General features: G+C 68.4%; 22 protein-coding genes. 18 read left to right on the top strand and 4 right to left on the bottom strand.

Features of this window, described 5'->3' with window-relative positions; translation table 11 throughout:
* Positions 1-10: 10 nt before the first annotated feature.
* Positions 11-1,447 carry a serine protease family protein gene (locus ACFPN9_RS06045; RefSeq protein WP_377815917.1) on the bottom strand — a complete coding sequence of 479 codons (1,437 nt, stop codon included), beginning with the start codon at positions 1,445-1,447 and terminating at the stop codon, positions 11-13.
* 223 nt (positions 1,448-1,670) lie between these two features.
* Here ACFPN9_RS06045 and ACFPN9_RS06040 point away from each other — a divergent pair, with 223 nt between their 5' ends.
* Together ACFPN9_RS06040 and pbpC are read left to right on the top strand one after the other, a co-directional pair.
* The gene (locus tag ACFPN9_RS06040; protein ID WP_245282292.1) at positions 1,671-6,920 is read left to right on the top strand and encodes an alpha-2-macroglobulin family protein; all 5,250 of its coding nucleotides are present in this window, start codon (positions 1,671-1,673) and stop codon (positions 6,918-6,920) included.
* A gap of 214 nt (positions 6,921-7,134) precedes the next feature.
* On the top strand, positions 7,135-9,195 hold the full coding sequence (pbpC, locus tag ACFPN9_RS06035) for a penicillin-binding protein 1C (RefSeq protein WP_066734758.1): 2,061 nt from the start codon (positions 7,135-7,137) through the stop codon (positions 9,193-9,195).
* A 4-nt stretch (positions 9,196-9,199) separates the two neighbouring features.
* On the opposite strand, the gene ACFPN9_RS06030 is transcribed toward pbpC, so the two are convergent.
* Together ACFPN9_RS06030 and ACFPN9_RS06025 are read right to left on the bottom strand one after the other, a co-directional pair.
* Positions 9,200-12,286 (bottom strand): efflux RND transporter permease subunit, encoded by a 3,087-nt coding sequence (locus ACFPN9_RS06030; protein WP_066734752.1) that lies wholly within the window; start codon positions 12,284-12,286, stop codon positions 9,200-9,202.
* An 18-nt stretch (positions 12,287-12,304) separates the two neighbouring features.
* Entirely contained in the window at positions 12,305-13,411 is a 1,107-nt protein-coding gene (locus tag ACFPN9_RS06025; RefSeq protein WP_066734754.1) for an efflux RND transporter periplasmic adaptor subunit, read from the bottom strand.
* 78 nt (positions 13,412-13,489) lie between these two features.
* Here ACFPN9_RS06025 and ACFPN9_RS06020 point away from each other — a divergent pair, with 78 nt between their 5' ends.
* The 5 genes from ACFPN9_RS06020 to phnE (ACFPN9_RS06000) all read left to right on the top strand — a co-directional run bounded on the left by ACFPN9_RS06020 (position 13,490) and on the right by phnE (ACFPN9_RS06000) (position 18,044).
* A complete protein-coding gene (locus ACFPN9_RS06020; RefSeq protein ID WP_197431945.1) occupies positions 13,490-14,155 on the top strand; it encodes a TetR/AcrR family transcriptional regulator in 666 nt (221 codons plus the stop codon).
* Positions 14,156-14,296: 141 nt separating this feature from the next.
* Positions 14,297-15,115 carry a phosphonate ABC transporter ATP-binding protein gene (phnC, locus tag ACFPN9_RS06015; protein WP_066734759.1) on the top strand — a complete coding sequence of 273 codons (819 nt, stop codon included), beginning with the start codon at positions 14,297-14,299 and terminating at the stop codon, positions 15,113-15,115.
* A gap of 55 nt (positions 15,116-15,170) precedes the next feature.
* Positions 15,171-16,088 carry a phosphonate ABC transporter substrate-binding protein gene (gene phnD, locus ACFPN9_RS06010; RefSeq protein WP_377815912.1) on the top strand — a complete coding sequence of 306 codons (918 nt, stop codon included), beginning with the start codon at positions 15,171-15,173 and terminating at the stop codon, positions 16,086-16,088.
* Positions 16,089-16,311: 223 nt separating this feature from the next.
* Entirely contained in the window at positions 16,312-17,193 is an 882-nt protein-coding gene (phnE, locus tag ACFPN9_RS06005) for a phosphonate ABC transporter, permease protein PhnE (protein WP_066723476.1), read from the top strand.
* Complete coding sequence (gene phnE / locus ACFPN9_RS06000; protein ID WP_066723478.1) at positions 17,190-18,044, top strand: phosphonate ABC transporter, permease protein PhnE; 855 nt, start codon at positions 17,190-17,192, stop codon at positions 18,042-18,044. The genes phnE (ACFPN9_RS06005) and phnE (ACFPN9_RS06000) overlap by 4 nt, the downstream gene beginning before the upstream one ends.
* 33 nt (positions 18,045-18,077) lie before the next feature.
* On the opposite strand, the gene phnF is transcribed toward phnE (ACFPN9_RS06000), so the two are convergent.
* Positions 18,078-18,812, bottom strand: coding sequence for a phosphonate metabolism transcriptional regulator PhnF (phnF, locus tag ACFPN9_RS05995; RefSeq protein WP_066723480.1), 735 nt, complete (start codon positions 18,810-18,812; stop codon positions 18,078-18,080).
* A gap of 88 nt (positions 18,813-18,900) precedes the next feature.
* On the opposite strand from phnF, the gene phnG reads away from it, so the two are divergent.
* The 11 genes from phnG (at position 18,901) to ACFPN9_RS05940 (ending at position 26,752) form a co-directional block, all read left to right on the top strand.
* Positions 18,901-19,338 carry a phosphonate C-P lyase system protein PhnG gene (gene phnG / locus ACFPN9_RS05990; RefSeq protein ID WP_066723482.1) on the top strand — a complete coding sequence of 146 codons (438 nt, stop codon included), beginning with the start codon at positions 18,901-18,903 and terminating at the stop codon, positions 19,336-19,338.
* Complete coding sequence (gene phnH / locus ACFPN9_RS05985; protein ID WP_066723484.1) at positions 19,338-19,940, top strand: phosphonate C-P lyase system protein PhnH; 603 nt, start codon at positions 19,338-19,340, stop codon at positions 19,938-19,940. The genes phnG and phnH overlap by 1 nt, the downstream gene beginning before the upstream one ends.
* A complete protein-coding gene (locus ACFPN9_RS05980; RefSeq protein ID WP_066723486.1) occupies positions 19,940-21,133 on the top strand; it encodes a carbon-phosphorus lyase complex subunit in 1,194 nt (397 codons plus the stop codon). Before phnH ends, ACFPN9_RS05980 begins: the two co-directional genes overlap by 1 nt.
* Positions 21,130-22,062 (top strand): alpha-D-ribose 1-methylphosphonate 5-phosphate C-P-lyase PhnJ, encoded by a 933-nt coding sequence (locus ACFPN9_RS05975; RefSeq protein WP_066723489.1) that lies wholly within the window; start codon positions 21,130-21,132, stop codon positions 22,060-22,062. The genes ACFPN9_RS05980 and ACFPN9_RS05975 overlap by 4 nt, the downstream gene beginning before the upstream one ends.
* Positions 22,059-22,865: a phosphonate C-P lyase system protein PhnK gene (gene phnK, locus ACFPN9_RS05970; RefSeq protein WP_066723492.1), complete on the top strand. Its 807-nt coding sequence runs from the start codon at positions 22,059-22,061 to the stop codon at positions 22,863-22,865. The genes ACFPN9_RS05975 and phnK overlap by 4 nt, the downstream gene beginning before the upstream one ends.
* Positions 22,862-23,071 carry a hypothetical protein gene (locus ACFPN9_RS05965; RefSeq protein WP_066723495.1) on the top strand — a complete coding sequence of 70 codons (210 nt, stop codon included), beginning with the start codon at positions 22,862-22,864 and terminating at the stop codon, positions 23,069-23,071. Before phnK ends, ACFPN9_RS05965 begins: the two co-directional genes overlap by 4 nt.
* A gap of 4 nt (positions 23,072-23,075) precedes the next feature.
* Complete coding sequence (phnL, locus tag ACFPN9_RS05960; RefSeq protein ID WP_066723498.1) at positions 23,076-23,774, top strand: phosphonate C-P lyase system protein PhnL; 699 nt, start codon at positions 23,076-23,078, stop codon at positions 23,772-23,774.
* Positions 23,774-24,913, top strand: a complete 1,140-nt coding sequence (locus tag ACFPN9_RS05955) for an alpha-D-ribose 1-methylphosphonate 5-triphosphate diphosphatase (RefSeq protein ID WP_066723500.1) — start codon at positions 23,774-23,776, stop codon at positions 24,911-24,913. The genes phnL and ACFPN9_RS05955 overlap by 1 nt, the downstream gene beginning before the upstream one ends.
* Positions 24,910-25,608 (top strand): DUF1045 domain-containing protein, encoded by a 699-nt coding sequence (locus tag ACFPN9_RS05950; RefSeq protein ID WP_245282442.1) that lies wholly within the window; start codon positions 24,910-24,912, stop codon positions 25,606-25,608. Before ACFPN9_RS05955 ends, ACFPN9_RS05950 begins: the two co-directional genes overlap by 4 nt.
* A 38-nt stretch (positions 25,609-25,646) precedes the next feature.
* A complete protein-coding gene (locus tag ACFPN9_RS05945) occupies positions 25,647-26,300 on the top strand; it encodes an LbetaH domain-containing protein (RefSeq protein WP_066723502.1) in 654 nt (217 codons plus the stop codon).
* A gap of 128 nt (positions 26,301-26,428) precedes the next feature.
* Positions 26,429-26,752 carry a protoglobin domain-containing protein gene (locus ACFPN9_RS05940; protein WP_377815904.1) on the top strand — a complete coding sequence of 108 codons (324 nt, stop codon included), beginning with the start codon at positions 26,429-26,431 and terminating at the stop codon, positions 26,750-26,752.
* Positions 26,753-26,825 lie beyond the last annotated feature (73 nt).

Here is a 26,825-nt window from a genome sequence, read left to right as displayed (position 1 = left end):
CGAGGGAATTCTACAACCCGCAGAGGATCGGCAGGATCGCAGACGCACGCGCATCCACGATGGCGCCGGTGCTCCGGTCGGCGCTTCCTGCAGGAGCCAAGACCAGCGGCGCGCCAGCCCGGCTCGCCGCCGCCTGGACCGCGGCCGCAGCCGCCAGCGCATGGCTGCGCTGCGGCGCGACCCCTGCGAACAGCACGCGGTCGGACGGATTGCCCGTGACGAGGCCCGCGAGGCGGCCCTGCCGGTCGAAGGCAGCCGCCCCCGCCTGTCCAGGCTGGAGTGGCGCCAGGACGGCCGGACCGGCCGCGCCCGCGACGATCCGGCCTGGCAAGGCAACAGGCACGCGACGGCCTCCCTCCTCGCCGAAGGCCAGCAGCACGAGATCCTCCCCCTCCGCAGGCGGCTCGGAGCGGGTGGCCGGCGCGGCCAGGGCTGCCCCGCCCTCGATATCGAGCAGCGCAAGGCCCGCTTCGGGCACCCCTCGCAGCCGCGCGAGGCGCCCTCCGACGCGCAGCGTCCGGCAGCCCTCGATACCCGCCGCCGCCGTCGCGACGAGGCGCTCGCCAAGGGCTACGCCGGTCGCGTGTCGCTCCGTCGGCCGCGCGGCCGCTGCCGAGGCCGCGGTGGCCGAGATAGCGGATCCGGCGGTCGGCCCGCTGGCCGAGGCGACGGCCGGAGCCTGGGGCAGCGGGCCGGTGGGGAACGGCTCGAAGCTGGCCGCGATCGCGATGACGAGCTTGTCGACCGAAGGGGCCAGAGCCTTGTCGTAGCCGATCGAGAAGCCACGCAACCCGGACGGTCCCGAGGCGAGCCTGCGGTAGAACTTGCCGGTCGGCGTCTCGCCGGTGACGACGAAGAAATCCGGCCGCAGCAGTTTGTAGGTGATCTTACGGCCCGGATTGTTCGGCGTCGGCGCGGTGGCCTTCTCGTAGACGGCCTCGAGAGTCTCGCCCAGCGGCGTCGCCGAGGTATCGAGCGTGATTTTGCCGTCGGCGCTCTGCCAGCGGCTTCCGGACGGCGCGACGTCCCGTTTCGGCAGGACCGCGGCCGGGATGCCGATCCGCAGACCGGTGCGCTCGTCGGCGATGACGCGGAAGCCCGCTGCCTCGCGCGCCGCCTGCGCGGCCTGGGCAAGGCTGCGCCGCTCGGCCGGCGTCAGCAACCCGTCGGGCGCGCCCTTCCCCGCCTTGAAGGCGTTGATCGCGCGGAAGGTCAGCGGCCCGTAGCTGCCGCTGACGGCGCCGTTGAAATGCCCGCTCCAGATCAGATCGGCCTGGATCGCGCGGCGTTCGGCCTCGGGCAGGCTCTCAAAGCTCACCTGCGCCGCAGCGATTTGGGGATTGGCCGCGGCGGCGGGGGCCTGTGCGAGCGCCCCGGCGGACAGCGCCGCGCAGCCAGGCAGCATCAGCGCCGCAGACACGATCAGATGCAACGAACGGGCTCTCATGATCGCCTCCCACCCCGACGGCCGGCATTGAGCGTCAGATCGACAGCCCCTGCAAGCGTTTCCGGCAGCCGATCGCGGGGAGCCAACGCCCTCCGCCCACCCGCCGCGCGCTTTCGGATTGCGCCAATCGACGCCGGTGATAGCCTGCCGCCGCGACCATACCCGTCATCCGGTCTTTGTCTTGAACAGGCGGAATGCGGGACGTCCTCTGGAGGAAATGCTCATGCGCCTGTTGCCCCGCCTCGCGCTGGTTCTGGGCCTGAGCCTCGCCGCCCACCCGGCCTTCGCGCAGAAGGCCTATGTCCGCAACGATCTCGCCGCCGACGGGCAGCGGCTGGAGGAACGCCTCAAGCGCGAGGTCTCGGCCGGCGCCCGCTCGGCAGCCGATCTCGTGCGCGCGGGCGAGGCTGCGCTCTCGCGCGGGGACGCCCGCGCCGCCTTGCCCCAGGCCAATGCCGCCGTCGTCGCCGAGCCCGCCAATGCCGCTGGCTGGCGCCTGATGGCGCGCGCCGCCAACGCCATCGAGCCGCGCGACTATCGCGAGCGCTGGGAACTGCGCGAGCGCGCCATCAGCGCCGCCTATCTCGCCTATCAGCGCGCCACGAGCCGCAATGACGAGGCCGCCTCGCTGGGCCTCCTCGCCCGCATCTTTGAGCGCAACGAACTCTGGCGCCCGGCGCTGACGACCTATCGCCTCAGCCTGGATCTCGTCGACAACGCCTCGCTGCGCACCGCCTATGAGGGCCTGCGCGAGCAGCGCGGCTTCCGCCTGACCGGCAACAAGGTCGATGCCGATGCGGCGAGCCCGCGCGCCTGCTTCGAGTTCTCCGAACCGCTCGCCCGCGGCCGTGTCGATTTCGCGCCTTACGTTGCGATCTCCGGCGGCAAGGGCGACTTCGCGGTCACGGGCGAGGAGCGCCAGATCTGCGTCGATGGCCTGCGCCATGGCGAGCGTTACGCCTTCGTCATCCGCCAGGGCGTGCCTTCCGCAATCCCCGACGAGAAGCTGCTGAAATCCGCCGATTACGAGGTCTATGTCCGCGATCGCACGCCTTCGGTGCGCTTCACCGGCAAAAACTACGTCCTGCCGCGCACGGGCCAGCAGGGCATCCCGGTCGTATCGGTCAACAGCGACAGGCTCGACCTCGAGGTCATGCGGATCGGCGACCGCAACCTGATCAATTCGGTCCATTCCGAGGATTTCCTCGGCCAGCTCGGCGCCTATCAGTCGAAGCAGATCGAGAACGACAAGGGCCAGCGCGTCTGGACCGGCTCGATGGAGGTCAAATCCGAGCTGAACAAGGACGTCGTCACCGCCTTCCCGGTGGTGGAGGCCGTCGGCGCGCTGAAACCCGGCGTCTATGTGATGTTCGCCAAACCCAGCGGTGGCCGGGCGCCTACGCCCTCCGACGGCGACGGCGACTATGACGATGGCACGACGCGCGCAACGCAGTGGTTTGTCGTTTCCGATCTCGGCCTGACCTCCTTCTCGGGCCCCGACGGCGTGCATGTGCTGGTGCGTTCGCTCTCCGACGCGGCCCCCGTCGCCAATGCCGAATTGCGCCTGCTGGCGAGGAACAACGAGGTGCTGGCGACGCTCCGCTCCGACGCCAATGGCTATGCCCGCTTCGATGCAGGCCTCGCCAAGGGCCAGGGCGGCCTGGCGCCGGGCCTCGTCACCGCCTCGCTCGCCGAGGATTACGGCTTCCTCGACCTGAAGCAGACGGCCTTCGATCTCTCTGATCGCGGCGTGAAGGGCCGCGTCGCCCCGGCCGGCCTCGATGCCTATCTCTATACCGAGCGCGGCGTCTATCGCTCCGGTGAGACGGTCTATCTCACGACGCTGCTGCGTGATGCCCGCGGCGCAGCCGTCACCGGCCTGCCGCTGACGCTCATCGTCAAGCGGCCTGACGGCGTCGAATATCGCCGCCGCCAGGTCGAGGACCAAGGCGCCGGCGGGCGCGCCCATTCGATCCCGCTTTTGTCAGGCGCCGCGACCGGCACCTGGCGCGTCCAGGCCTATGCCGATCCCAAGGGCCCCGCGATCGGCGAGGTTTCCTTCCTCGTCGAGGATTACGTTCCCGAGCGGCTCGAACTGACCCTGTCACCGAAGGCGCCGGTCCTGCAGGCCGGCCAGCCGGCCGAGATCGATGTCAGCGCGCGCTATCTCTATGGCGCGCCGGGCTCAGGCCTCGACGTCACCGGCTCGATGACGATCCGGGCCGCCGGCCAATCGGCCATCCCCGGTTTCGCCGGCTATCAGGTCGGCCTCACCGACGAGGCTTTCGAGCCGGTCCAGTCCGAGTTCGAGGAGAGCACGACGACAGACGCGAGCGGCAAGGTCACCGTGACCAACCCCGTCACCCAGCCCGAGACCAACCGCCCGCTCGAGGCCGAGTTCACCATCCGCGTCGGCGAGCCCGGCGGACGCGCCATCGCCCGCTCGGTGACGCTGCCGATCGTGCCCAAGGGCGCCGCCATCGGCGTGCGAAAGGGCTTCAAGGAGGGCGAACTCGGCAACGGCCAGACCGCGAGTTTCGACGTCATCATGGCCAATGGCGACGGCCGTCGCCTCGCCAAGGCGGGCGTGAAATGGACCCTGTCCAAGGTCACCCGCAACTATCAGTGGTTCTTCCAGGACGGCCGCTGGAACTATGAGGGCGTGAAGTCGACCCGCCGCGTCGCCGATGGCGAGGTCGCGGTCACGGAGGCCGCGCCGGCCCGCATCGCCGCACCGGTCGAATGGGGCAACTACCGGCTCGACGTCGCAGCCGACGGGCCGGACTCAACCGAAACCTCGGTCTCCTTCAGCGTCGGCTACGAGGCCGACAAGACCGCCGATACGCCCGACGTGCTGGATGTCGCCATCGACAAAGCGGCCTATGCCGACGGCGAAAACCTGACTCTCCGCCTCAGCCCGCGCTTTGCCGGCAAGGCCACGCTCGCGGTCATCACCGACCGCGTCGTCGATCTCCGCACCATCGATATCGCAGCGGGCGGCACCACCGCGACCGTCCCGGTCAAGGCCGAATGGGGCGCCGGGGCCTATCTCGTCGCGCTGGCCCACCGGCCGATGGATGCCGCCGCCAAGCGCCTGCCCGGCCGGGCGATCGGCCTGTCCTGGTTCTCGATCGGCAAGGAGAGTCGCACGCTGACGCTCGATCTCGGTGCACCCACCCTCGTGCGCCCGCTCACGACCCTGTCGCTGCCGGTGAAGGTCACCGGCGCGCGGGCCGGCGAGGAGGCTTTCGTCACCGTCGCCGCGGTCGATGTCGGCATCCTCAACCTGACCCGTTTCGAAAGCCCCGACCCGAGCAAGTTCTTCTTCGGCCAACGCCAGATCGGCCACGAGTTGCGCGACCTCTACGGCTATCTGATCGACGGCATGCAGGGCACGCGCGGCGCGATCCGCAGCGGCGGCGACGCCGCGCCCGCCCTCGAAGGCGAGAAGCCGACGCAGGAGCCGGTCGCCCGCTATTCCGGCGTGGTCAAGGTCGGTCCCGACGGCGTGGCAAAGATCGATTTCGAGCTGCCGGCCTTCAACGGCTCGCTGCGCGTCATGGCGGTCGCCTGGTCGGCCGGCCGAACCGGACAGGCGAGTACGGACGTCATCGTGCGCGATCAGGTGGTGGCGCAGGCGACCCTGCCGCGCTTCCTCGCCATCGGCGACCAGTCACGCTTCCACCTCCAGATCGACAATGTCGAGGGCCCGGCCGGCCCCTATGTCGTCGATCTCGACATCCGCGGCCCGGTGCTGGTGCCGGCCGACGCCACCCGCCGGACGATCCAGCTCGCCGCGGGCGCCAAGGCGCAGATGACGATCCCCGTCACCGCCGCGGGGCTCGGCCGCGCCGAATTCGATGTCCGCATCAGCGGACCCGGCGGCGTCGGCACCGTGCAGAACCTCGCCGTCCGGGTGCAGCCCTCCGCGGCCACGATCGCGCGCCGGATCGTGCGCCCGATCCCCGGCAATGGCGGCGCGATCACGGTCTCGGCCGATCTCCTGGCCGATCTCGTGCCCGGCTCCGGCCAGGTCTCGGTTTCCGTCTCGCCGCTCGCCGCGCTCGACGTGCCCGGCCTGCTCAAGGCGCTCGACCGCTACCCCTATGGCTGCACCGAACAGACGGTGAGCCGCGCCATGCCGCTGCTCCATGTCAACCGGCTCGCCTCGCTCGAGCATCTCGCACTCGACGCCAATGCCGATGAGCGGGTGCAGAACGCGATCGAGCGGGTGCTCGCCCGCCAGGGGGCCAACGGCTCCTTCGGGCTCTGGGGCGTCGGCGGCGAGGATCTCTGGCTCGACGCCTTCACGGCGGATTTCCTGACGCGGGCTCGCGAGCGCCAGTTCCCGGTGCCGCAGACCGCCTTCAACCTCGCGCTCGACCGGCTGCGCAACCAGGTCGTCAACACCGGCGAGATCGTCAAGGAGGAAGCGGCCGGCATCGCCTATGCCCTCTATGTGCTCGCCCGCAACGGCCGGCCGGTGATGGGCGATCTGCGCTACCTCGCCGACAACAAGCTCGCCGATTTCGCCACACCCATGGCCCGTGCCCAGATCGGTGCGGCGCTCTCGGCGCTCGGCGATCGCGGCCGCGGCCGCGCCGCCTTCGTCAGCGCGCTCGCCGGGCTGCAGGAGCGCAGCGACGACGGCCTGTCGCGCCCCGATTACGGCTCGCGCCTGCGCGATGGCGCGGCGGTTCTCGCGCTGATCGCGGAATCGGCCGGCGACCGGGCCGAGATCGGCCGCGCCGCCGCCATCCTCGACAGCGCCCGCAACAGCGCCCGCTACACCTCCACCCAGGAACAGACCTGGATGGTGCTCGCTGCCCAGGCGATGGCGAAGGACGCCGAGGGCATGACGCTAACGGTCGACGGCACGGAGCGGAAGGGGCCGCTCTACCGCACGATTCCCGCCGCGGCGCTGGAGCAGAAGCCGTTGACGGTCGCCAACCCCGCCGCCGCCACGGCGCAGGCTGTCATCACCGTGGCCGGGATCCCGACCGGCGCCGAGCCCGCCCTCAACCAGGGCTTCGGACTGGAACGCGTGATCTACACGATGAAGGGCGAGAAGGCCGACCCGGCCCGGCTGCGCCAGAACGAACGCTATGTCGTCGCGCTGACGGTGACGGAGCCGGCCAGCCGCTATGGCCGCCTGCTCCTCGTCGACCCCGTCCCCGCCGGGCTCGAGATCGAGAACGCGAACCTCACCGAAGGCGCCTCGGTCGCCGGTCTCGACTGGCTGAAGCAGGAGGTCATCCCCGTCCATACGGAGGCGCGCGACGACCGCTATGTCGCCGCCTTCGAGCGCTCCGGCAGCAAGGACCAGAAGCTCGTTTATACCGTCGCCTATATCGCCCGCGCGGTCTCGCCCGGCCGCTATGTCGCGCCCGCCGCTGTGATCGAGGACATGTACCGCCCCGACCGCTTCGGGCGGACCGGCTTCGGCACGGTGGACATCGCCTCGGCGCGGTGAAGGCGTGAGCTCGCCCGAGTCCGGCGCAGGCGCCTCCCCTCCCCCTCGTGGGGAGGGGCTGGGGGTGGGGGGCGTCCCGCCAGGCGAGCAACTTGCGAATGATGCGCTGGATCGGCACCCCGCGAGCGAAGAAGCGGACGAACCTGCCTTTGCGCCCCCCACCCCTGCCCCTCCCCACAAGGGGGAGGGGTCAGCGCCCGCTCGCTTCCGCACGCTGAAGATCGCAGCCGGATCGCTCGCCCTGCTCCTCACCGCCGCGACCGCCTCCCTCCTCCACTACGCCCGCTCCCTCCCGCCGCTCGACCTTACGGCCGCGACAGAGCGCTCGACCGTGGTTCTGGACCGCGAGGGCCGGCTTCTCCGCCCCTTCCTGACGCCGGATGGCCGCTGGAAGCTTCCGGTCGGCACGGGTGATGTCGATCCGCGCTATCTCGCCATGCTCAAGGCCTATGAGGACAGGAGGTTCGACAGCCATGCCGGCATCGACCCGCTGGGCCTCGTGCGCGCGGCCGGACAGATGCTGTGGAACGGCCGCATCGTCTCCGGCGGATCGACGCTGACCATGCAGGTCGCGCGTCTGCTGGAGCCCCGCGAGGAGCGCAGCCTCGCCGCCAAGCTCCGCCAGGCGGTGCGCGCCGTCGAACTCGAGCGGCGCTTCACCAAGACCGAAATCCTCGACCTCTACCTGACGCTCGCCCCCTTCGGCGGTAATCTCGAGGGCGTGCGCGCAGCCAGCCTCGCCTGGTTCGGCAAGGAGCCGAAGCGCCTCTCGACCGCCGAGGCCGCGCTGCTCGTCGCCCTGCCGCAATCGCCCGAGACGCGCCGGCCCGACCGCTTCGCCGAGGCCGCCCGCAAGGCCCGCGACCGGGTACTGGCCCGCGTCGCGGAGGCTGGCCTCGCCACCGCAGCCGAAATCGCCGCCGCGCGAGACGAGCCGGTCCCGACGGCGCGCAAGCCTTTCCCCAACCTCGCCCCCCATGTCGCCGAGCAGGTCGTGGCGGAAGCGCCGGCCGCCCGCAGCCATCGCCTCAGCCTCGATGCGCGGCTTCAGTCGGCGCTGGAAGCGCTGGCCCGCGACCGCAGCCTGGGCCTCAGCCCGCAGGTCTCGATCGCCATCCTCGCGGTCGACAACGAGACCGGCGAGATCCGCGCCTCGGTCGGCGGCGTCGACTACTTCGCCGCCGAGCGGGCCGGCTCGCTCGACCTGACGCGGGCGCTGCGCTCGCCGGGCTCGGCGCTCAAGCCCTTCATCTACGCGCTCGCCTTCGACAACGGCATCGCCCATCCCGAGACGATGCTGGAGGACCGGCCGGCGCGCTACGGACTCTACGTGCCCGAGAACTTCGACATGACCTTCCAGGGCATGGTCTCGGCCCGCAAGGCGCTGCAGCTCTCGCTCAACGTGCCGGCGGTCGAACTGCTCTCGGCGCTCGGGCCTCAGCGATTCCTGTCGCGACTGCGCGATGCCGGGGTCGCGGTCGCCATGCCGAAGGAAGGCGGCGCTCCCGGCCTCGCCGTCGGACTCGGTGGGCTCGGCATCACCCTGCAGGACCTGACACGCCTCTATGTCGGGCTGGCGCGTGGTGGGGATGTCGCGCCGCTGCGGGTGCGGGCGGGAGGGGAAGACGCGCCTTCGCCCCGCCTCGTCGAGCCGGTCGCCGCCTGGTATGTCGCCGACACGCTACTCGGCGCGCCGCCGCCGCTCAATGCCATGCCCGGCCGCATCGCCTTCAAGACCGGCACCTCCTATGGCTATCGCGATGCCTGGGCGGTCGGCTTCGACCGCAGGCACACGATCGGCGTCTGGGTCGGCCGCGCTGACAACGGCGCCGTGCCGGGCCTCGTCGGGCGGGTCGTCGCGGCCCCGATCCTGTTCGACGCCTTCGCGCGGATAGGCCTCGACCCGCGCCCCTTCCCGCAGCCGCGCGACAGCATCGTGGCGACGAGCGCCCAGCTGCCGCCCCCGCTGCGCCATCTGCGCCAGGACGTGCCGAAGACGGTGGTCGCGATGACGACGCCGTCGCTGAGGCTCGCCTTCCCGCCCGAAGGAGCCCGGATCGACCTCGCCGCCTCGGCCGCCGACGGACGGCCCGAGCTCAATCTCAAGGTCGCCGGCGGCGCGCCGCCCTATACTTGGCTGGTGGATGGCGCGCCGGTCCTCCCACCGACACGGCGGCGCGAAGCGACATGGCAGCCGCCGGGCAAGGGCTTCCTGCGAATCTCCGTCATCGACGGCACCGGCGCCAGCGAAAGCGTCTCGGTGCGCCTGCAGTAGCGGGCTACTCGGCGGGCTGGGGATGCGCCGCCGGCGTCTCCTTCACCACATGCCCATGCACGGAGCGCTTCTTGCTCGCGAGATAGGAATAGGCGACCGGCACCACATAGAGCGTCAGCAGCGTGCCGAAGGTCATGCCGCCGACGATGACCCAGCCGATCTGCGAGCGGCTTTCGGCGCCCGCGCCATGGGCCAATGCCAGCGGCACGGCGCCCAGCACCATCGCGCCCGTGGTCATGAGGATCGGTCGCAGGCGCAGTTCCGCCGCCTCGACCAGGGCGTCGATCATCTCCTTGCCCTCCTCGCGGAGCTGGTTGGTGAACTCCAGGATCAGGATGCCGTGCTTGGTGATGAGGCCGACGAGGGTGATCAGGCCGATCTGGCTGTAAACGTTCATCGTGCCGCCGGCGAAGTAGAGTGCCGCGAGCGCGCCCGTGAGCGAGAGCGGCACCGAGACCATGATCACGACGGGATCGATGAAGCTCTCGAACTGGGCGGCCAGCACGAGATAGATGAAGCCCAGCGCCAGCAGGAAGACGATCGCGATCGAGGCGCCAGACTGCTTGTACTCGCGGCTCTGGCCGGAATAGTCGATCTGCACTGTTTTCGGCAGGACACGGGCCGAGGCCTGTTCCAGCACGGCCAAAGCGTCGCCGAGCGAATAGCCGGGGGCGGGCACGGCGGTGATCGTCGCCGCACGAAGCTGGTTGAAGCGGATCAGCTCCTTCGGCGCGACCGTCTCCTCGACCTTGACCAGGCTCGAGAGCTGCACCACCGCGCCGCCCCGGCCCATCAGATAGATCGACTGCAGCGCCTGCGGCGTGTTGCGGTCCTCGCCGCCGACCTGGATGACGACGTCGTACTGCTCGCCATTCATGTTGAAGCGGGTCACCTGCCGCCCGCCGAGCAGGGTTTCCATCGTGCGGCCGATGACATCAACGCCGACGCCGACATCCGCCGCGCGCTGGCGGTCGATCGAAACCTTGATCTGCGGCTTGTCGAGGATGAGGTTGGATTCGAGATTGGTCAGTGCGGGCGAGCCGGCGACTTCGGCCAGGAGCGCGTCGACATACTGCTTGATCTGCTCATAGGGCTCGGACGAGCGCAGGACGAACTCCACCGGCCTGCTGTTGGCACCGCCCTGGCCGAGCGAAGGCGGATTGGTGGCGAAGAGCCGAATGCCGGGCACCTGCGACAGGCTGCGGTTGATCTCCGCCACCATGTCCTGCTGCTTCGTGCCACGCTCCTCCCAGGGCTTGAGACGGGCGAAGGCCAACGCGCGCGTCACATCCGGGAAGCCCACAATGACGAGATTGGTCTGGACGTCCGGGAAGCGCTTGAAGAACTCTTCCGCGCGGCGGGCATATTCCGCAGTGAAGTTCATCGTCGAGCCTTCCGGCGCCACGCCGATAACGGTGAAGCTGCCGCGATCCTCGACCGGCGCCAGTTCCGAGCGCAGATTGGTGAAGAAGAAATAGCTGCCGCCCGCCACACCGAGCGCCAGCAGCACGATCACCGGGCGGATCGCCAAAGCCCCGCGCAGCGAGGCCTTATAGCCGCGCGACAGGGCATTGAAGCCGCGCTCGAGCAGATTGTAGAGCCAGCCATGGCTTTCATTGTGCCGGAGTAGCTTGGCGCACATCATCGGCGTCAAGGTCAGCGCGACGAAACCCGAGACCAGCACGGCTCCCGCCAGCGTCAGCGCGAACTCGATGAAGAGCTTGCCCGTCCGCCCGGTCGAGAAGGCCATCGGCGCATAGACCGCGACCAGGGTCAGCGTCATCGCCACGACGGCGAAGGCGATCTCGTTGATGCCGCGGATCGCCGCAGCGTTCGGCTCCATCCCGTCCTCGATATGGCGATGGACGTTCTCCAGAACCACGATGGCGTCGTCCACGACGAGGCCGATCGCCAGCACCATCGACAGCAGCGTCAGCGTGTTGACCGTGAAGCCGAAGGCATACATCAGCGCAAACGAGCCGACGAGCGACACCGGGATGGTGACGAGCGGGATCAGTGTCGCGCGCAGCGAGCGCAGGAAGATGAAGATGATCAGCACGACGAGGACGACCGCCTCGAGGATCGTCGTGTAGACGGCCTGGATCGAGCGGTCGATGAAGACCGAGGTGTCATAGGAGGTCGCGATCGTCATGCCGTCCGGCAGATCGTCGATGATCTCCGGCAGCGCGGCACGGATGCCCTTGGAGACGTCGAGCGGATTGGCCGTCGCCTGCTTGACGATGCCGATCGTCACGGAGGGATTGCCGGAAAACCAAGCGGCGTTGCGCTCCGCCAGCGCGCCGAGTTCGACGCGCGCGACGTCGCGCAGCTTGATCGGGAAGTTGTTGGCGTCCTTGACGACGATCTGCTGGAACTGCTCGGGCGTCGTCAGCCCGGTCTGCGAGAGCACCGTGAATTCGCGGTTGTTGCTCTCGATGCGGCCCGAGGGAATCTCGACATTCTGCGCGCGGACCGCCGCCTCGATCTCCTGGACCGTGATGTTGTAGGCCGACATGCGCGCCCGATCGAGCCAGATGCGCATGGCGTAGCGCCGCTCGCCGCGGATCTGCACCTCGGCCACGCCAGTGATGTTCTGCACCCGGTCGGTGATGAAGCGGTCGGCGAAGTCGGTCAGTTCCAGCGGGTTGTGGCGCGAGCTGATCAGCGACAGGAACAGGATCGGCTGAGCATCCGCCTCGACCTTGGCGATGATCGGTTCGTCGATCTCGGACGGCATGCGCCCGCGCACGCGGCTGACACGGTCGCGCACGTCGGAAGCCGCGACGTCGGGATCGACGTCCGGCCGGAAGCGGACCGAGATGTTGCTCTGCTCCTGGCGGCTGGTCGAGGAGATGATCTCGATGCCCTCGATGCCCGCGATCGAGTTCTCCAGGATCTGCGTGACCTGCGTCTCGATGATTTCGGCACTGGCGCCGGTATAGACGGTACGGACCGAGACGACCGGCTCATCGATGTTCGGATATTCGCGGACCGTGAGGCGCGTATAGGACACCGCGCCGATCAGGAGCACGAGCAGGCTCAGCACGGTCGAGAAGACCGGCCGGCGAACGAAGAGGGCGAACAGGCTCATGGCGCGCGGGACTCGGGCTCAGGGGCTCAGCGTGGCGGGCAGCGCGCTCGTCTGAACCGGCGGCTGGCTGTTCTTCACGGAGACTGTCGAGCCGTCGCGCAACCGCATCTGGCCGGAGCTGACGACCGTCATCTGCGGGGTCAGCCCCTTCACGATCTCGACCTTGCCCGGCAACCTCTTGCCGAGCTCGACCGCGACGCGTTTCGCCTTGCCGTTCTCGACGATGAACACGACCTTGCCGAGCCCATCCGGCACCACCGCGGATTCGGGGATCAGCATCGCGTTCTCGCGACGGTCGACCACGATGGTGACACGGGCGAAGAGGCCCGGCTTGAGCGTGAGATCGCCGTTGGGAACGGTGGCGCGGAGGCGGATGGCGCGCCCATTGATATCGACGACGGGATCGACCGCGAAGATCTTGCCCTGGAATTCGGAATTCGGCACCGCATCGACACGCAGGCTGATCGTCTGGCCGACCTTGACCTGCGACAGGAAGATCTCGGGCACACGGAAGTCGACCTTGATCGGATCGATATTGGTCAGAGTGATCAGCTGCTTGCCGACCGCCACATAATCTCCGACGCTGACGGCGCGCAGGCCAACGACGCCGTTGAAGGGCGCGATCAATGTGGATTGAGCGAGCTTCGCCTGCGAGAGCTGCACCCGCGCCTCGGCGGCGGCGAGCTTGGCCGTCGCCTCGTCGAAGGCGACCTGCGTGCCGACGCCGCGCTGGTTGAGCGAGCGGTTCCGCTCGAAGGTGTCGCGCGCGAGGCCGAGATCCGCCTGCTGCTGCTTGAGCTCGGCATCGAGAATGGCGGTGTCGAGCTTGACGAGCACCTGCCCCTTCTCGACCCGCTCGCCCTCCTTGAAGCCCAGAGCCGTGACGCGGCCCGCGATTTCCGGGGCGATCACGACGGATTCATCGGCGGCGAGCGTGCCGAGCGCCTCGACCTCCTCGTTGACTGTTCCCCGCTCGATCTTGGTCACCTCGACGGGAACCGCACCGCGCCCCTGTGGAGCGGCGGCGACCGGGGCCGGCGCCTTCGACTTCTCGTAATGGCGGTAGCCGTAGTAGCCGCCGCCGGCGAGGCCGATGATCAGGAGCAGATAGACGAACCGCTTCATAGAACTGGACGCTCCGATATGACGCGCTTATTTTAGACTGGACGGTCCAGTTTGATAAGGGCGACGATGGGCAGAACCATGACGAATGCTGCCGCACCGGAACTGTCTGCCGACGACGAGGCGGATGCAAGACGCCTGCCGTCACGATTGCGGGTGGACAAGCATCGCGCCATCATCCGCGCAGCCTCCGCCATGTTCCTCGCCGAAGGCTACGAGCGGGTGACGCTCGACCAGATCGCGCAGAGGGCCCGCGTCTCGAAGCAGACGATCTACGCGCACTTCGCCGACAAAGAAGCCCTCTTCCGCGCGATCTGCACGCAACTCGCTGAAAAACTGACCATTCCGCTGCGCCGACCCATCCAGGACGTCGACCTGCGCAGCGCTCTGATACGGCTCGGGGAAGACGCACTGGCGATGATGCTGGACCCGCATTCCCTCGATCTCCATCGTCTCGTCATGAGTGCGGCGGCCCGCTTTCCCGAGCTTGGCCAAGCGGCTTACGAGGCGGGAGCGCTACGGATCATCGAAGAGCTGTCGCAGCTGCTGCGGCAACGTTCACATGTCGGTGATGGCCTCGCGGAACCGCTCGACGATGCCCGGGCCAAGGTGCTCGCGGAACAGTTCGTCGGCATGCTGCGCGGCTTTCATCAGCATCGCGCGCTGATGAACGTCGCGCAGACGCCTCCCGACCAGCGCGCGGCCTATGTCCGCGACTGCGTCGATCTGCTCCTGCGCGGCGCCTGAGGCGGCATCCGGCCGCCTGCCCGACCGTCACCCGTCTGTCATCTGTGCCGGCTAGCTGTCGCCCGTCGGAAAGCATGGCCCCTACGGCAGGATCTGCCGCGGGCGGAAGCCATGCTGCCAACGGAACGCGGGAACGGCATCATGCTGCGCATCGAGGGTCTGACCAAGCGCTTCGGTGGCAAAGCCGCGGTCGACGGCGTAACCCTGTCCATTCCGCGCGGCGAGATGGTCGGCATCATCGGCCGCTCGGGCGCCGGCAAGTCCACGCTGCTGCGCATGCTGAATCGCCTCGCCGATCCGAGCGAAGGCCGCATCCTTTCCGGCGACCGTGACGTCACAGCGCTGAAGGGCGCCGCGCTGCGCCGCTGGCGGCGCGACACGGCGATGATCTTCCAGCAGTTCAACCTGGTCGGCCGCCTCGACGTCCTCACCAATGTCCTGCTTGGCCGGCTCGACCATCGCGCCGCAGCGCTGACGCTGGTGAAGAGCTTTTCGCGCGACGACAAGATCCGCGCCATCGCGGCGCTCGAGCGGCTCGATATGGGTCATCTCCTCGCCCAACGTGCCGAAACCCTCTCCGGCGGCCAGCAGCAGCGTGTCGCCATCGCCCGTGCCCTGGTCCAGGAACCGCAGATCATCCTCGCCGACGAGCCGATCGCCTCGCTCGATCCGCGCAATACGCAGGTCGTCATGGACGCGCTGTTCCGCATCAACCGCGAGGACGGCATCACCGTCGTCTCGAACCTGCATCACCTCGATATCGCGTCGAAATATTGCGACCGGCTGATCGGCATGGCCGCCGGCAAGGTCGTCTTCGACGGCCCGCCCCACCAGCTCACCAGCGAGATCGCGGCGAAGCTCTACGGCATCGAAGCCAAGGACGCCGGCGCCGAGGCGCTCGACCAGCTCGAGGCCATCGCCAGCGAAGAAGCGCAGCGCGCCAAGCAGAACGTCGCCTGACCTCCGTCCGGCCCGCCGGGCGGTCCCTCTCCCAGAAGACCAACAGGAGCACTTCATGCTGACCCGTCGTCACACCCTGACGCTCGCCACCGCGGCGCTCGCCGCCACGCTGGCTGCCCCCGCCTTCGCCCAGGACTGGAAGGCGAAGTATCCCGAACTCGTCTTCGCCATCATCCCGGCCGAGAACGCCTCGGGCGTCGTCGAGCACTACACCCCCTTCGTGAACTACCTCTCGAAGGAACTTGGCACCAAGGTCACGCTGCGCATCGCCAGCGACTACGCCGCCCTGATCGAAGGTCAGCGCGCCGGCAACATCCATATCGGCATGTACGGCCCCTCTTCGTTCGCGCGTGCGCTGATGACCGGCGCCAAGATCGAAGCCTTCGCCATCGAGACCAATCTCGACGGCACGAAGGGCTACTACTCGGTCTTCTATGTGAAGAAGGACTCGCCCTATCAGAAGATCGAGGATCTGAAGGGCAAGAACCTCGGCCTCGTCGATCCGAACTCGACCTCCGGCAACAACGTGCCACGCTATGCGCTCGACGGGATGAAGATCGACCCCGAGAGCTACTTCGGCAAGGTCGTCTACACCGGCAGCCACGAGAACGCGATCATCGCCCTCGGTCAGGGCACCGTCGACGTCGCCGCCAACTGGTGGAACGACGAGCAGGAATCCAACCTGCAGCGCATGGCCCGCAAGAACATGGTCAAGGCCGAGGATTTCCGGATCATCTACAAGTCCGAGCAGATCGTGAACTCGCCGATGGCCTATCTGACCGAGCTGCCGACCGAGCTCAAGGCCAAGATCAAGGACGCGGTGCTGAACCTCAACACCAAGGACAAGGCCGCTTTCGACAAGATCTACGAAGGCAAGCAGGGCCCGCTGCAGGCCGTCGACAACAAGGCCTATGACCCGATCATCGAGCTGAACAAGTTCGTCGACGCGCTGCGCCGCAAGAAGGCGTCGTAGAGGCTAGTCCACGCCTTTGGACCAGTGCAGCGCGGGGAACCCTCTCCCGTAGGGAGAGGGCAGGGTGAGGGGTCGGCCGTTTGACGCCTTGGCCGTGACCTCACCGCAACCCACTGCTGCAAAGGCGGCGCTCGACTGGTCCAACGACCGACACCTCACCCCTGCCCCTCTCCTTACAGGAGAGGGGTTCCCCGCGCCCGACCGGCAACGGATTCATCTATCCATGACCCTCGCGATCGACCGCAACGATCCCGCGATCACGGCCCATGCTGCGGCCTATGCCGGCACCATGGCCTCGAAGCGCCGGCAGACGCTGATCGGCGCGGCCGTCCTCGCCGTTCTCGTCTGGATCTCCGCCGTCGGGTCGGAAGTCGATCTCGGCAAATTCGCCGCCAACGCCTGGCGCTTCCCGAAATACATCCTCGAAACGATGCCGGTGTTGCGCTGGAACAGCCTGGGCGCCGATTTGGCCGAGTGGTTCTGGGGCTGGAAGGGCTGGCTGAAGCTGCTCTGGCAGACCGTGCTCATCGCCTATGTCGGCACGATCCTCGGCGCGCTCGGTGGCTTCCTGCTCTGCTTCGTCGCCGCCGCCAATCTCGGCCGTTCGGGCTGGCTGCGTTTTACTGCCCGCCGCTTCCTCGAATTCTGCCGCACCGTCCCCGAGATCGTCTTCGCGCTGATCTTCGTTATCGCCTTCGGGCTCGGCCCGCTGCCCGGCGTCCTCGCCATCGCGATCCACACCATGGGCGCGATGGGCAAGCTGTTCTCCGAGGTCGTCGAGAACATCGACATGAAGCCGGTCGACGGGCTCACCGCGACGGGCGCGGGCTGGTGGCAGACGATCCGCTTCGCGGTCGTGCCCCAGGTGCTGTCCAATTTCGCCAGCTACTCGCTGCTGCGCTTCGAGATCAATGTCCGTGGCGCCTCGATCATGGGCTTCGTCGGCGCCGGCGGCATCGGTCAGGATTTGATCGAGGCCATCCGCAAATTCTATTTCACCGACGTCAGCGCCATCCTGCTGCTGATCATCGTCACCGTGATGCTGATCGACTTCGCCACCGAGCGCCTGCGTCACGCGCTGCTCAGCCTGGAGCACGGCAAATGAGCCTCGCCCTCTCCCAAGCCGATCAGGCCGCCCTCGTCGCCCGCCATCGCGCCGCCATCGACGGCTCGCTGCGCACGAAGCTGACGACCAGCGCCGTCATTGCGGCGATGGTCGCGCTCTTCCTCTACGGGCTCAGCACCTTCGAGGTCTCGCTCTGGCGAATCCTGTCGGGCCTCGGCAATCTCGGAACCTTCGTGGTGCTGATGCTGCCGCCCGATCCGGGCTCCCTCGCCCGTGCTGTCATCTTCGTTAAGGCGCTGTTCGAGACGATCGCAATTGCTTTTCTCGGCACGATTCTCGCGGCGGTGCTGGCCTTCCCGCTCGGCTTCATCGCCGCCCGCAACGTCGTCGCCAACAGGATCGTCCACTTCTTCGCCCGCCGCTCGCTCGACACGGTGCGCGGCGTCGATGCCCTGATCTGGGCGCTGATCTGGATTAACGTGGTGGGGCTGGGGCCCTTCGCCGGCATGCTGGCGATCATGACCAGCGACATCGGCGCCTTCGGCAAGCTCTATTCGGAGGCGATCGAAGCCGCCGACCGCAAACCGGTCGAGGGCGTCACCTCGCTGGGCGGCGGCAAGCTGCACGAGATCCGCTTCGGGCTGATCCCGCAGGTCCTGCCGGTGATCGCGAGCCAAGTCCTCTACTACATCGAATCCAACACCCGCTCCTCGACCATCATCGGCATCGTCGGCGCCGGCGGCATCGGGCTCTATCTCGCCGAGACGATCCGCACGCTAGAATGGCAGCAGGTTTCCTTCCTGATCCTGCTGATCCTCGCCGCCGTCACCGCGATCGATTTCCTTTCGGCTAGGCTGCGCTTCGCGATCATCGGCCAGCGCGCGATCTGAGACCGAAGTGACGCTCGGGCGAGGACCCGGGCGTTACTCCGCGAAGGGCTCGACCACCATCTCCATGCGCTCGCCCGCGAAGACGCTGCTGACGAGATGGATCGGCGTCAGGTCCGGCAGGGCATCGACGGCGACCGAGACCATGACCGGCGCCCCCGGTTCGATCTCGAGAAGCTCTGCCTCGCGCCCGCTGGCGAGCTTGGCCGTCAACCGCGTCGACAGGCGGACATAGTCGGCAATGCCATAAGCCTTCAGCGCCGCCGTCATCGAGGCTCCGCCGTCCCGGAACGCCGCATCGAAGTCCGGAAAGCGTGCGACCGACAGCCAGTGCGTGCCGGTGCCCATCGGCGTGCCGTCGGCCAGGCTCAACCCCTCGACGCGCCATAGTCGCGCACCGTTCTCGAGCCCGAGCGTCGCGCAGATCTCCGCCTCGCCATCGACCTGCGCGGCCGACAGCATCCGGCTCGAGCCGACGAGCCCAAGCCGGCCGAGATTGGCGCGCATGCTGACGCGGCGGCCGAGCGGATAGGCGACGCGGCGCGGGCTGACCTGCGTGCCGCGCCCGCGCGACACCGTCACCAGCCCCTGTTCCGCCAGGTGCCGGAACGCCTGACGCACCGTGTGGCGGTGCACGCCATAGCGCTCCGCGAGTGCCGTGGCGGCCGGCAATGTGTCGCCGGTGGCGTGCTCCCCCCGCGCGATCGCGGCGGCGATCTCATCGGCGATGCGGCGCCAAGCCGTCCCGCCGGAAACATCCGGATCGGTCAACAAACTGTCATCCAAAATGTATAGACCTTTCCACGCAGGCGACCTATTATAGTCTAGACATTCACGCACGACCAGACGGCAGGCGGCGATGACGGCACAGACCACCCCAAGACAGCGCTGGATGGCGATCCTCGCGCGCGCCAGCCGGGCGGAGATCGCGGAACTGGCCGGACCGGACCTGCCCCAGCACGACGTGCTCAAGGCGCCGGAGACCGGCACCGTGATGGTCGAGGGCCGCGCCGGCGGCGCCGGTCGGCGCTTCAATCTCGGCGAGACGACCGTGACGCGCTGCGTCGTCAGGCTCTCGGACGGGCCGATGGGCTTTTCCTATGCGCTGGGTCGCGACGCCCGCAAGGCTCGCCTCGCCGCCATCCTCGACGCCCGGCTCCAGCGCGAAGCGGCGGGTTCGCCCCTCCATCGCGCCGTCGACGAGCTCGCCGCCCGCCAGAGCGCCGCCCGCGAACTCGCCTCCCGCAAATCCGCGGCGACCAAGGTCGATTTCTTCACTCTCGTCAGGGGCGCGTGATGGCGACCGACACACTCATCGGCGCGGGCTTCTCCGACCCCGTCTTCCAGTCGCAGGCCTCGTTCCGTGCCTTGCTGGCGGCCCTGTCGGAACCGGGTACGCGCCAAACCATCGACGCCGGAATCGTGCCCCCCGCCGGCCTTCATGCGGCGACCGCGACCGCCCTGCTGACGCTGGCGGATTACGAGACGCCGATCTGGCTGCCGGCTGCGCTGCGCGACGGCCCGGCCGGGGCCTGGCTGCGCTTCCATTGCGGCGCGGCCCTCGTCGAGGAACCGCGCCGCGCGGCCTTCGCCGTGATCGACGGCACGGAGACCGCGCCGCTTCTCGCGGATTTCGATCCCGGCACCGACCAGTTCCCGGATCGGTCGACGACGATCATCGTGCAATGCGAGGCGCTCGATGGCGGCGAGGCGGTGACGCTGGCCGGGCCGGGCATTCTCGGCTCGTGCAGCGTCGCTCCCGCCGGCCTGCGACCCGGCTTCTGGGCCGAGGTCGCCGCGAACAACGCTGCCTACCCGCTCGGCGTCGATCTCCTGCTGACCCATGGCGACGCCGTCGTCGGCCTGCCGCGCTCCACGCACATCGGGGAGGCTCGCTGATGTATGTCGCGGTCAAGGGCGGCGAAGCCGCCATTCTCGCCACCCATGAACGTGTCGCGGAAGCGCGTCGCGGCGACGCGGCCGTTCCGGAGATCAGCGTCGCCCAGATCCGCGAGCAGCAGGCGCTGGCCTGCGCCCGTGTCATGAACGAGGGCTCGCTCTATGATGCCGACCTCGCGGCACTGGCGCTGAAACAGGCGCAGGGCGACGTCATCGAGGCCGCGTTCCTGATGCGCGCCTATCGCACCACCCTGCCGCGCTTCGGCTCATCCGAACCGGTGGACACAGCCAAGATGGCGATCCGCCGGCGCGTCTCGGCCACCTACAAGGACCTGCCGGGTGGGCAGGTGCTGGGGCCGACCTACGACTATACACACCGGCTGTTCGATTTCGCGCTGATGGACGATACCAGCAGCGTCATGGTCGGGCCTGACCCGACCATCTCGGGACGAGAAGGCGCATCCAGCACGACCGCGACCGGAGATGCTCGGGTCAAGCCCGAGCATGACGACCTTCACGCCCCCCTCGACACCCACATGCCCCGCGTGCCCGACATCCTCGGCGCCGAGGGGCTGATGGAGCCTGAGATCGCGCCCGAGGGCGACCCGCGCCCCTTCGATCTGACCCGCGAGCCGGTCTCCTTCCCGGCCAGCCGCGATGTCCGCCTGCAGGCGATGGCACGCGGCGACGAGGGTTTCCTGCTCGGTCTCGGCTATTCGGTCCAGCGCGGCTTCGGCGGCAACCATCCCTTCGTCGGCGAGATCCGCGTCGGCGAGGTCTCGGTCGAGTTCATTCCTGAAGAGCTCGGCTTTGCGGTCGATCTCGGCGAGATCACCCTGACCGAATGCCAGATGGTCAACCAGTTTGCCGGCTCAAAGGACGTTCCACCGCAGTTCACCCGCGGCTACGGCCTGGCCTTCGGCCATAGCGAGCGCAAGGCCATGTCGATGTCGCTCGTCGATCGCGCCCTCAAGGCCCGGGAGTTCGGCGAGGCGGCCGAGTACCCGGCCCAGCAGGACGAGTTCGTCCTCTACCACTCTGACAATGTCGAGGCGGCCGGCTTCGTCGAGCATCTGAAGCTGCCGCATTATGTCGATTTCCAGGGTGAGCTCGAACTGATCCGCCGCATCCGCCGCGAGCGCGAGGCACGCCTCGCAGCCGAACCCGAGACGCTGCCGGAGGCCGCGGAATGACCATTCACCAGACCCTGCCGGGCGACGAGGCGAGCCCCGCCTACAACTATGCCTATCTCGACGAGCAGACGAAGCGGATGATCCGCCGCGCTGTGCTCAAGGCCGTGGCCGTGCCCGGCTACCAGGTGCCATTCGGCTCGCGCGAGATGCCGCTCGCCCGCGGCTGGGGCACCGGCGGCATCCAGGTCACGGCGGCGATCATCGGGCCCCAGGACACGCTGAAGGTCATCGACCAGGGCGCCGACGATACCACCAACGCCGTCTCGATCCGCCGCTTCTTCGAGAAGACCGCCGACGCCCGCACCACGGAAGCGACCGAGCAGGCGACGATCATCCAGACCCGCCATCGCATCCCGGAGGCACCGCTGACCGCCGGCCAGATCATCGTCTACCAGGTCCCGCAGCCCGAGCCCCTGCGCAAGCTCGAGCCGCGCGAGGCCGAGACGCGCAAGATGCACGCTTGGGCCGAATACGGGCTGATGCAGGTCAAGCTCTACGAAAACATCGCCCGCTTCGGCGAGGTCACGACGACCTATGACTACCCGGTCATGATCAACGGCCGCTACATCATGGCGCCCTCGCCCATCCCGAAATTCGACAATCCGAAGATGCACATGTCGCCGGCGCTCCAGCTCTTCGGCGCCGGCCGCGAGAAGCGCATCTATGCGCTCCCGCCCCATACCAGCGTGCGCAGCCTCGATTTCGAGGATCATCCCTTCCGCATCCAGAGCTGGAACGAGCCCTGCGCGCTTTGTGCAGCGACGGACAGCTATCTCGACGAGGTCGTGATCGACGATCAGGGCAGCCGGATGTTCGTCTGTTCCGACAGCCACCATTGCGAGACGCGCCGCGCCGCCGGCCATCGCGGCGCGATGCTGGGCGATGCGGCGGCGAGCGGGCTGGTCGCCTGCGAGGAGAGCACCTCATGACCCTCCACGTCTCTCCGCCCGAGGCCATCCTCGAACCTGCCCCGCTGCTCTCCGTCGCCGGCGTCTCGCGCTTCTATGGCGAGCGCATCGGCTGTGCGGAGGTCTCCTTCGACCTCTGGCCGGGCGAGGTGCTCGGCATCGTCGGCGAATCCGGCTCCGGCAAGTCGACCCTGCTGCGCTGCCTCGCCGGCATCGACCGTCCCGACGCGGGCGAGGTGCTGTTCCGGGGCGGAGCCGAACCGCTCGACATCTACTCCGTGCCCGAGCAAGAGCGCCGGCGGCTGATGCGCACCGCCTGGGGCATCGTCCACCAGAACCCACGCGACGGACTGCGCATGGATGTCTCGGCCGGCGGCAATGTCGGCGAGCGGCTGATGGACCGCGGCGACCGCCATTACGGCCAGATCCGCGAGCGCGCGCTCGACTGGCTCTCGCGCGTCGAGATCGCCGGTGCCCGCATCGACGACCGGCCGCGCCAGTTCTCCGGCGGCATGCAACAGCGCCTGCAGATCGCCCGCGTGCTCGTCTCGGAACCGCGCCTCGTCTTCATGGACGAGCCGACCGGCGGCCTCGACGTCTCGGTCCAGGCCCGCCTGCTCGACCTGCTGCGCGTGCTGGTGCGCGATCTCGGCCTCGCCGCCATCATCGTCACGCACGACCTCGCCGTGGCACGCCTCCTCACCGACCGGCTGATGGTGATGAAGGACGGCCATGTCGTCGAGCAGGGCCTGACCGACCAGGTGCTGGACGACCCTCACCACGCCTATACGCAGCTCCTCACCTCCGCGGTGCTGAGCGTATGAGCGGCTTCATCCAGCCCCAATGGTCGGGTTTCGGCCCTCAGGCCGTCCCGAGCCCCGTCTCCGGCGAGGCGGACCGGCAACCGAGCGGGCTGGAAGTCGAACGCACCCTGCTCGGACGGCCGGCCAAGGCCGCCCCGCCGCCGAACGCCCCGGCCACCCAAGGCACGCCCGTCACGCCGGCGTCACCGCGACCCGACAAGGCCTGATCCCATGACCACGATGATTCGCGTCGAGAACGTCACCAAGGCCTTCACCCTGCACAATCAGGGCGGCGTCCGGCTGCCCGTCTTCGACGACGTCAATTTCAGCGTCGAGGCCGGCGAGGCCCTCGTACTCGCGGGCGCGTCGGGCGCCGGCAAGTCGAGCCTGCTGCGCATCCTCTACGGCAATTACCGGCCGAGCGCCGGCCATATCCACATCACCCATGCGGGCCGGCCCGTCGACATCGTCACAGCCGTTCCCCGGACGGTGCTGGACATCCGCCGCCGCACGCTCGGCTTCGTCTCGCAGTTTCTGCGCGTGATCCCGCGGGTCAGCGCGCTCGACATCGTGCGCGACCCGCTGCTGGCGCGCGGCGTTGCGCCGGATCAGGCGAGCGAGCGGGCGAAGGCGATGCTCGCGCGACTCAACCTGCCGGAGCGGCTCTGGAACCTCGCGCCGGCGACCTTCTCCGGCGGCGAGCAGCAGCGCGTCAACATCGCCCGCTCCTTTGTCGACCCCTCCGCCATCATGCTGATCGACGAGCCGACCGCCTCGCTCGACGCCGCCAACCGCGACGTCGTGGTCGAACTCATCGCGGAAGCCCGCGCGAGGGGTTCCGCGATCGTCGGGATTTTCCACGACGAGGCCGTGCGCGAGAAGGTGGCGACCCGCTATCTCGACATCACCACTTTCCGGAAGGCCGCCTGATGCAGACCGTTCTGACCAATGCCCGCCTGATCCTCGAGGACGAGATCGTCACGGGCACGATCGCCTTCGAGAACGGCGTGATCACCGCGGTCGACCAAGGGCTCTCCTCGCTCCCGGCCGCCGTCGACGCGGGCGGCGACTATGTCGCGCCCGGCCTCGTCGAGATGCACACCGACAACATGGAAAAGCATTTCATGCCGCGGCCCAAGGTCTTCTGGCCGAATGGGCTCGCCGCCGCGCTGGTCCATGACGCGCAGATGGCGGCGGCCGGCGTCACCACGGTCTATGACGCGATCTGCGCCGGCACGCCCTTTTCCGCCAAGGACTACCGCAAGGACATCTTCGCCGACGTCATGACCTCGCTCGCCCGAGGCCAGGCGGAAGGCGTCTTCCGCATCGACCATCGCATCCACATGCGCTGCGAACTGACGAGCCCCGACCTTCTCAGGGATATCGAGCCCTATCAGGACGACGCGCTGGTGCAGCTTGTCTCGCTGATGGACCACACGCCCGGCCAACGCCAGTGGCGCAACATCGAGCATCTGCGGACCTATGCCATCGGCAACGGCAAGACCGAGGCGGAGTTCGAGGAGGATGTCGCCACCCGCCAGATGGAAGGCGCCGCCAATGTCGGCCGCAACTGGCAGGCGGTGGTCGAGCTCTTCAGTGCCCGTGGCATCCCGATCGCGACCCATGACGACACCACCGTCGAGCATGTCGAGGAGGGGCTGGCCTCGGGCGCGGTGATCTCGGAATTCCCGACCACGGTCGAGGCCGCCGCCGCCGCCAAGCAGCGCGGGCTCGCGACCATCGCCGGCGCCCCGAACGTCGTGCGCGGCGGCTCGCATTCCGGTGGCGTCTCGGTCTCCGAACTGGCCGAGAAAGGCCTGCTCGACGGGCTCTCCTCCGATTATGTGCCCGCCAGCCTGCTCCAGGCCGTGCTGAAGCTGCACAACGACCACGGCCTCGGCCTGCCGGACGCGATGGGCATGGTCACCTGGAAAGTGGCCGACATCCTCGGCCTGCGCGACCGCGGCCATCTCAAGACCGGGCTGCGGGCCGATCTCGTCCGCTTCAAGGCTTTGGGACCGACGCCCGTGATCGCGGCCGTCTGGTCGAAGGGCGAGCGCGCGTTTTGAGCGGCCCGCGCTATGCCCTCTATTACGCGCCCGCCGTCGACAGCGCGCTCTGGCGCTTCGGCTGCGCGACGCTGGGCTACGACGCCTTCACCGGCGAGGAGATCGCCTTCGCCGTTCCGCCCGGCTGCGACGTGCAGCTCTGGCCGGACCGCACCGCCGAACCGCGCCGCTACGGCTTTCACGCGACGCTGAAGGCGCCGTTCGAGCTGGCCAATGGCCGCAGCGAGGGTGAATTGCGGGCCTTCGCCCGGCAGATCGCCCTCGGCTGCACGGCCGTGCCTCTGGCCGGCCTCAAAGTCACATCGCTCGGCCGCTTCGTCGCACTGACGCCGGCCGAACCGAGCCCGGCGCTACAGGCGCTGGCCTTCGGCATCGTCCAGGCCTTCGAGCCGTTTCGCGCACCGCTGGGACAGGCCGATCGGGAGCGGCGCCTCGCCAGCCCGCTGACACCGACCGAGCGCGCCCATCTCGACGCCTATGGCTACCCTTATGTCGGCGACGCCTTCCGCTTCCACATGACGCTGACCGGGGCGCTCCCGCAGGACGAGGCACCCGCCATCGCCGCGGCGCTGACAGAAGCCCATGCGTGCGCCGTCCCCGCGGGTCCGGTTTCAATCGACCGCCTCGCGGTGTTCCGGCAGGACAACCGGGCCGGCCGCTTCCGCATCATCGACGCCTTTACGCTCGGCCGCTGACGACCAGGCCGGCGATCCCCACAGAACGGAGACACCCCATGGCCGCCAGGAAGCTCGGGCTCGAACCGGTGATCCATGAGACGGCGGTCGTGCGCGACGCGACCCTCGGGCGCTACACCGAGATCGGAGCGCGAACCTCCTTCGTCGAGTCGACGATGGGCGACTACTCCTATGTCGTGAACGATTCCAACATCATCTACACCACCATCGGCAAGTTCTGCTCGATCGCGGCGATGACGCGGATCAACCCCGGCAACCACCCCATGCAGCGCGCCAGCCAGTCGCATTTCACCTACCGCGCCAGCGCCTATTTCGAGGATGCCGAGGACGATGCCGCCTTCTTCGACTGGCGCCGCTCGACGCCGGTGACCATCGGCCACGATGTCTGGATCGGCCATGGCGCCATCATCCTGCCCGGCCGCAGCATCGGCACGGGCGCCGTCGTGGCGGGCGGAGCGATCGTCACCAAGGACGTCGCACCCTACACCATCGTCGCGGGCAATCCGGCCCGGCCGATCCGTGCACGCTTCCCCGAGGCGACCGCGGAGCGCCTCATGCAACTCGCCTGGTGGGACTGGGATCACGCGCGCCTGTGCGCCGCCCTTTCCGATTTCCGGGCTTTGCCGGTCGACGCCTTCCTGGCGCGCTATGAGGGCTTTGCGGCCCAACCGCCGGATAGCTTAGACGAATGACCAATGGGAAACGCAACCAAAAAGCGCATTTTCTCACATCCTCCGTCTGTATTTTGAACCTTCGTTAACCAACCAGGCGTTTCATCGATTTCGGCACCGGCACTTGGTGTTGCAGGCAGGAGCCTCCGATGACGTCTTCCGATCACCTCAATAGCCGGCTAGCGTTCATGCAGCTGGACGGCCGGGCCCGCGACCAGATCAAGGGCATGCATGACGACATCGTGGCCGCTCTGCCCGGTGCCCTCGACGCCTTCTACAGCCAGCTGCGCAACAGCCCCGAGACCAAGCGGTTCTTTTCCAGCGAGCAGCACATCGACAGCGCCAAGCAGCGTCAGTCCTCGCATTGGGACCGGATGGCCAACGGCCAGTTCGACCAGAACTTTGTCGCCGCCGTCACCAAGGTCGGCGAAGTCCATGCCCGGATCGGGGCTCTGTGGTCATTTCTACATTAATACACGCTAAGGGCATTTTGCAGGTGACGGGAAACACATGATTTCCGCTCACCGTGATCGCGGGGCAAACTGG

Source organism: Allobosea massiliensis (assembly GCF_042655245.1).
Classification (GTDB): domain Bacteria; phylum Pseudomonadota; class Alphaproteobacteria; order Rhizobiales; family Beijerinckiaceae; genus Allobosea; species Allobosea massiliensis.
The sequence above is the reverse complement of the archived record's forward strand: the minus strand, read 5'-3'. Positions and strand labels throughout refer to the sequence as shown.

Coding starts and splice junctions, on each gene's coding strand:
- ACFPN9_RS05975 (WP_066723489.1), top strand. CDS start 21,130: ATGACCATTCACCAGACCCTGCCGGGCGACGAGGCGAGCCCCGCCTAC.
- phnK (WP_066723492.1), top strand. CDS start 22,059: ATGACCCTCCACGTCTCTCCGCCCGAGGCCATCCTCGAACCTGCCCCG.
- phnE (WP_066723478.1), top strand. CDS start 17,190: ATGAGCCTCGCCCTCTCCCAAGCCGATCAGGCCGCCCTCGTCGCCCGC.
- ACFPN9_RS05965 (WP_066723495.1), top strand. CDS start 22,862: ATGAGCGGCTTCATCCAGCCCCAATGGTCGGGTTTCGGCCCTCAGGCC.
- phnE (WP_066723476.1), top strand. CDS start 16,312: ATGACCCTCGCGATCGACCGCAACGATCCCGCGATCACGGCCCATGCT.
- ACFPN9_RS06030 (WP_066734752.1), bottom strand. CDS start 12,286: ATGAGCCTGTTCGCCCTCTTCGTTCGCCGGCCGGTCTTCTCGACCGTG.
- ACFPN9_RS05940 (WP_377815904.1), top strand. CDS start 26,429: ATGACGTCTTCCGATCACCTCAATAGCCGGCTAGCGTTCATGCAGCTG.
- phnD (WP_377815912.1), top strand. CDS start 15,171: ATGCTGACCCGTCGTCACACCCTGACGCTCGCCACCGCGGCGCTCGCC.
- ACFPN9_RS06040 (WP_245282292.1), top strand. CDS start 1,671: ATGCGCCTGTTGCCCCGCCTCGCGCTGGTTCTGGGCCTGAGCCTCGCC.
- ACFPN9_RS06045 (WP_377815917.1), bottom strand. CDS start 1,447: ATGAGAGCCCGTTCGTTGCATCTGATCGTGTCTGCGGCGCTGATGCTG.
- phnL (WP_066723498.1), top strand. CDS start 23,076: ATGACCACGATGATTCGCGTCGAGAACGTCACCAAGGCCTTCACCCTG.
- ACFPN9_RS06020 (WP_197431945.1), top strand. CDS start 13,490: ATGACGAATGCTGCCGCACCGGAACTGTCTGCCGACGACGAGGCGGAT.
- phnC (WP_066734759.1), top strand. CDS start 14,297: ATGCTGCGCATCGAGGGTCTGACCAAGCGCTTCGGTGGCAAAGCCGCG.
- ACFPN9_RS05945 (WP_066723502.1), top strand. CDS start 25,647: ATGGCCGCCAGGAAGCTCGGGCTCGAACCGGTGATCCATGAGACGGCG.
- ACFPN9_RS06025 (WP_066734754.1), bottom strand. CDS start 13,411: ATGAAGCGGTTCGTCTATCTGCTCCTGATCATCGGCCTCGCCGGCGGC.
- ACFPN9_RS05955 (WP_066723500.1), top strand. CDS start 23,774: ATGCAGACCGTTCTGACCAATGCCCGCCTGATCCTCGAGGACGAGATC.
- phnH (WP_066723484.1), top strand. CDS start 19,338: ATGGCGACCGACACACTCATCGGCGCGGGCTTCTCCGACCCCGTCTTC.
- phnG (WP_066723482.1), top strand. CDS start 18,901: ATGACGGCACAGACCACCCCAAGACAGCGCTGGATGGCGATCCTCGCG.
- ACFPN9_RS05980 (WP_066723486.1), top strand. CDS start 19,940: ATGTATGTCGCGGTCAAGGGCGGCGAAGCCGCCATTCTCGCCACCCAT.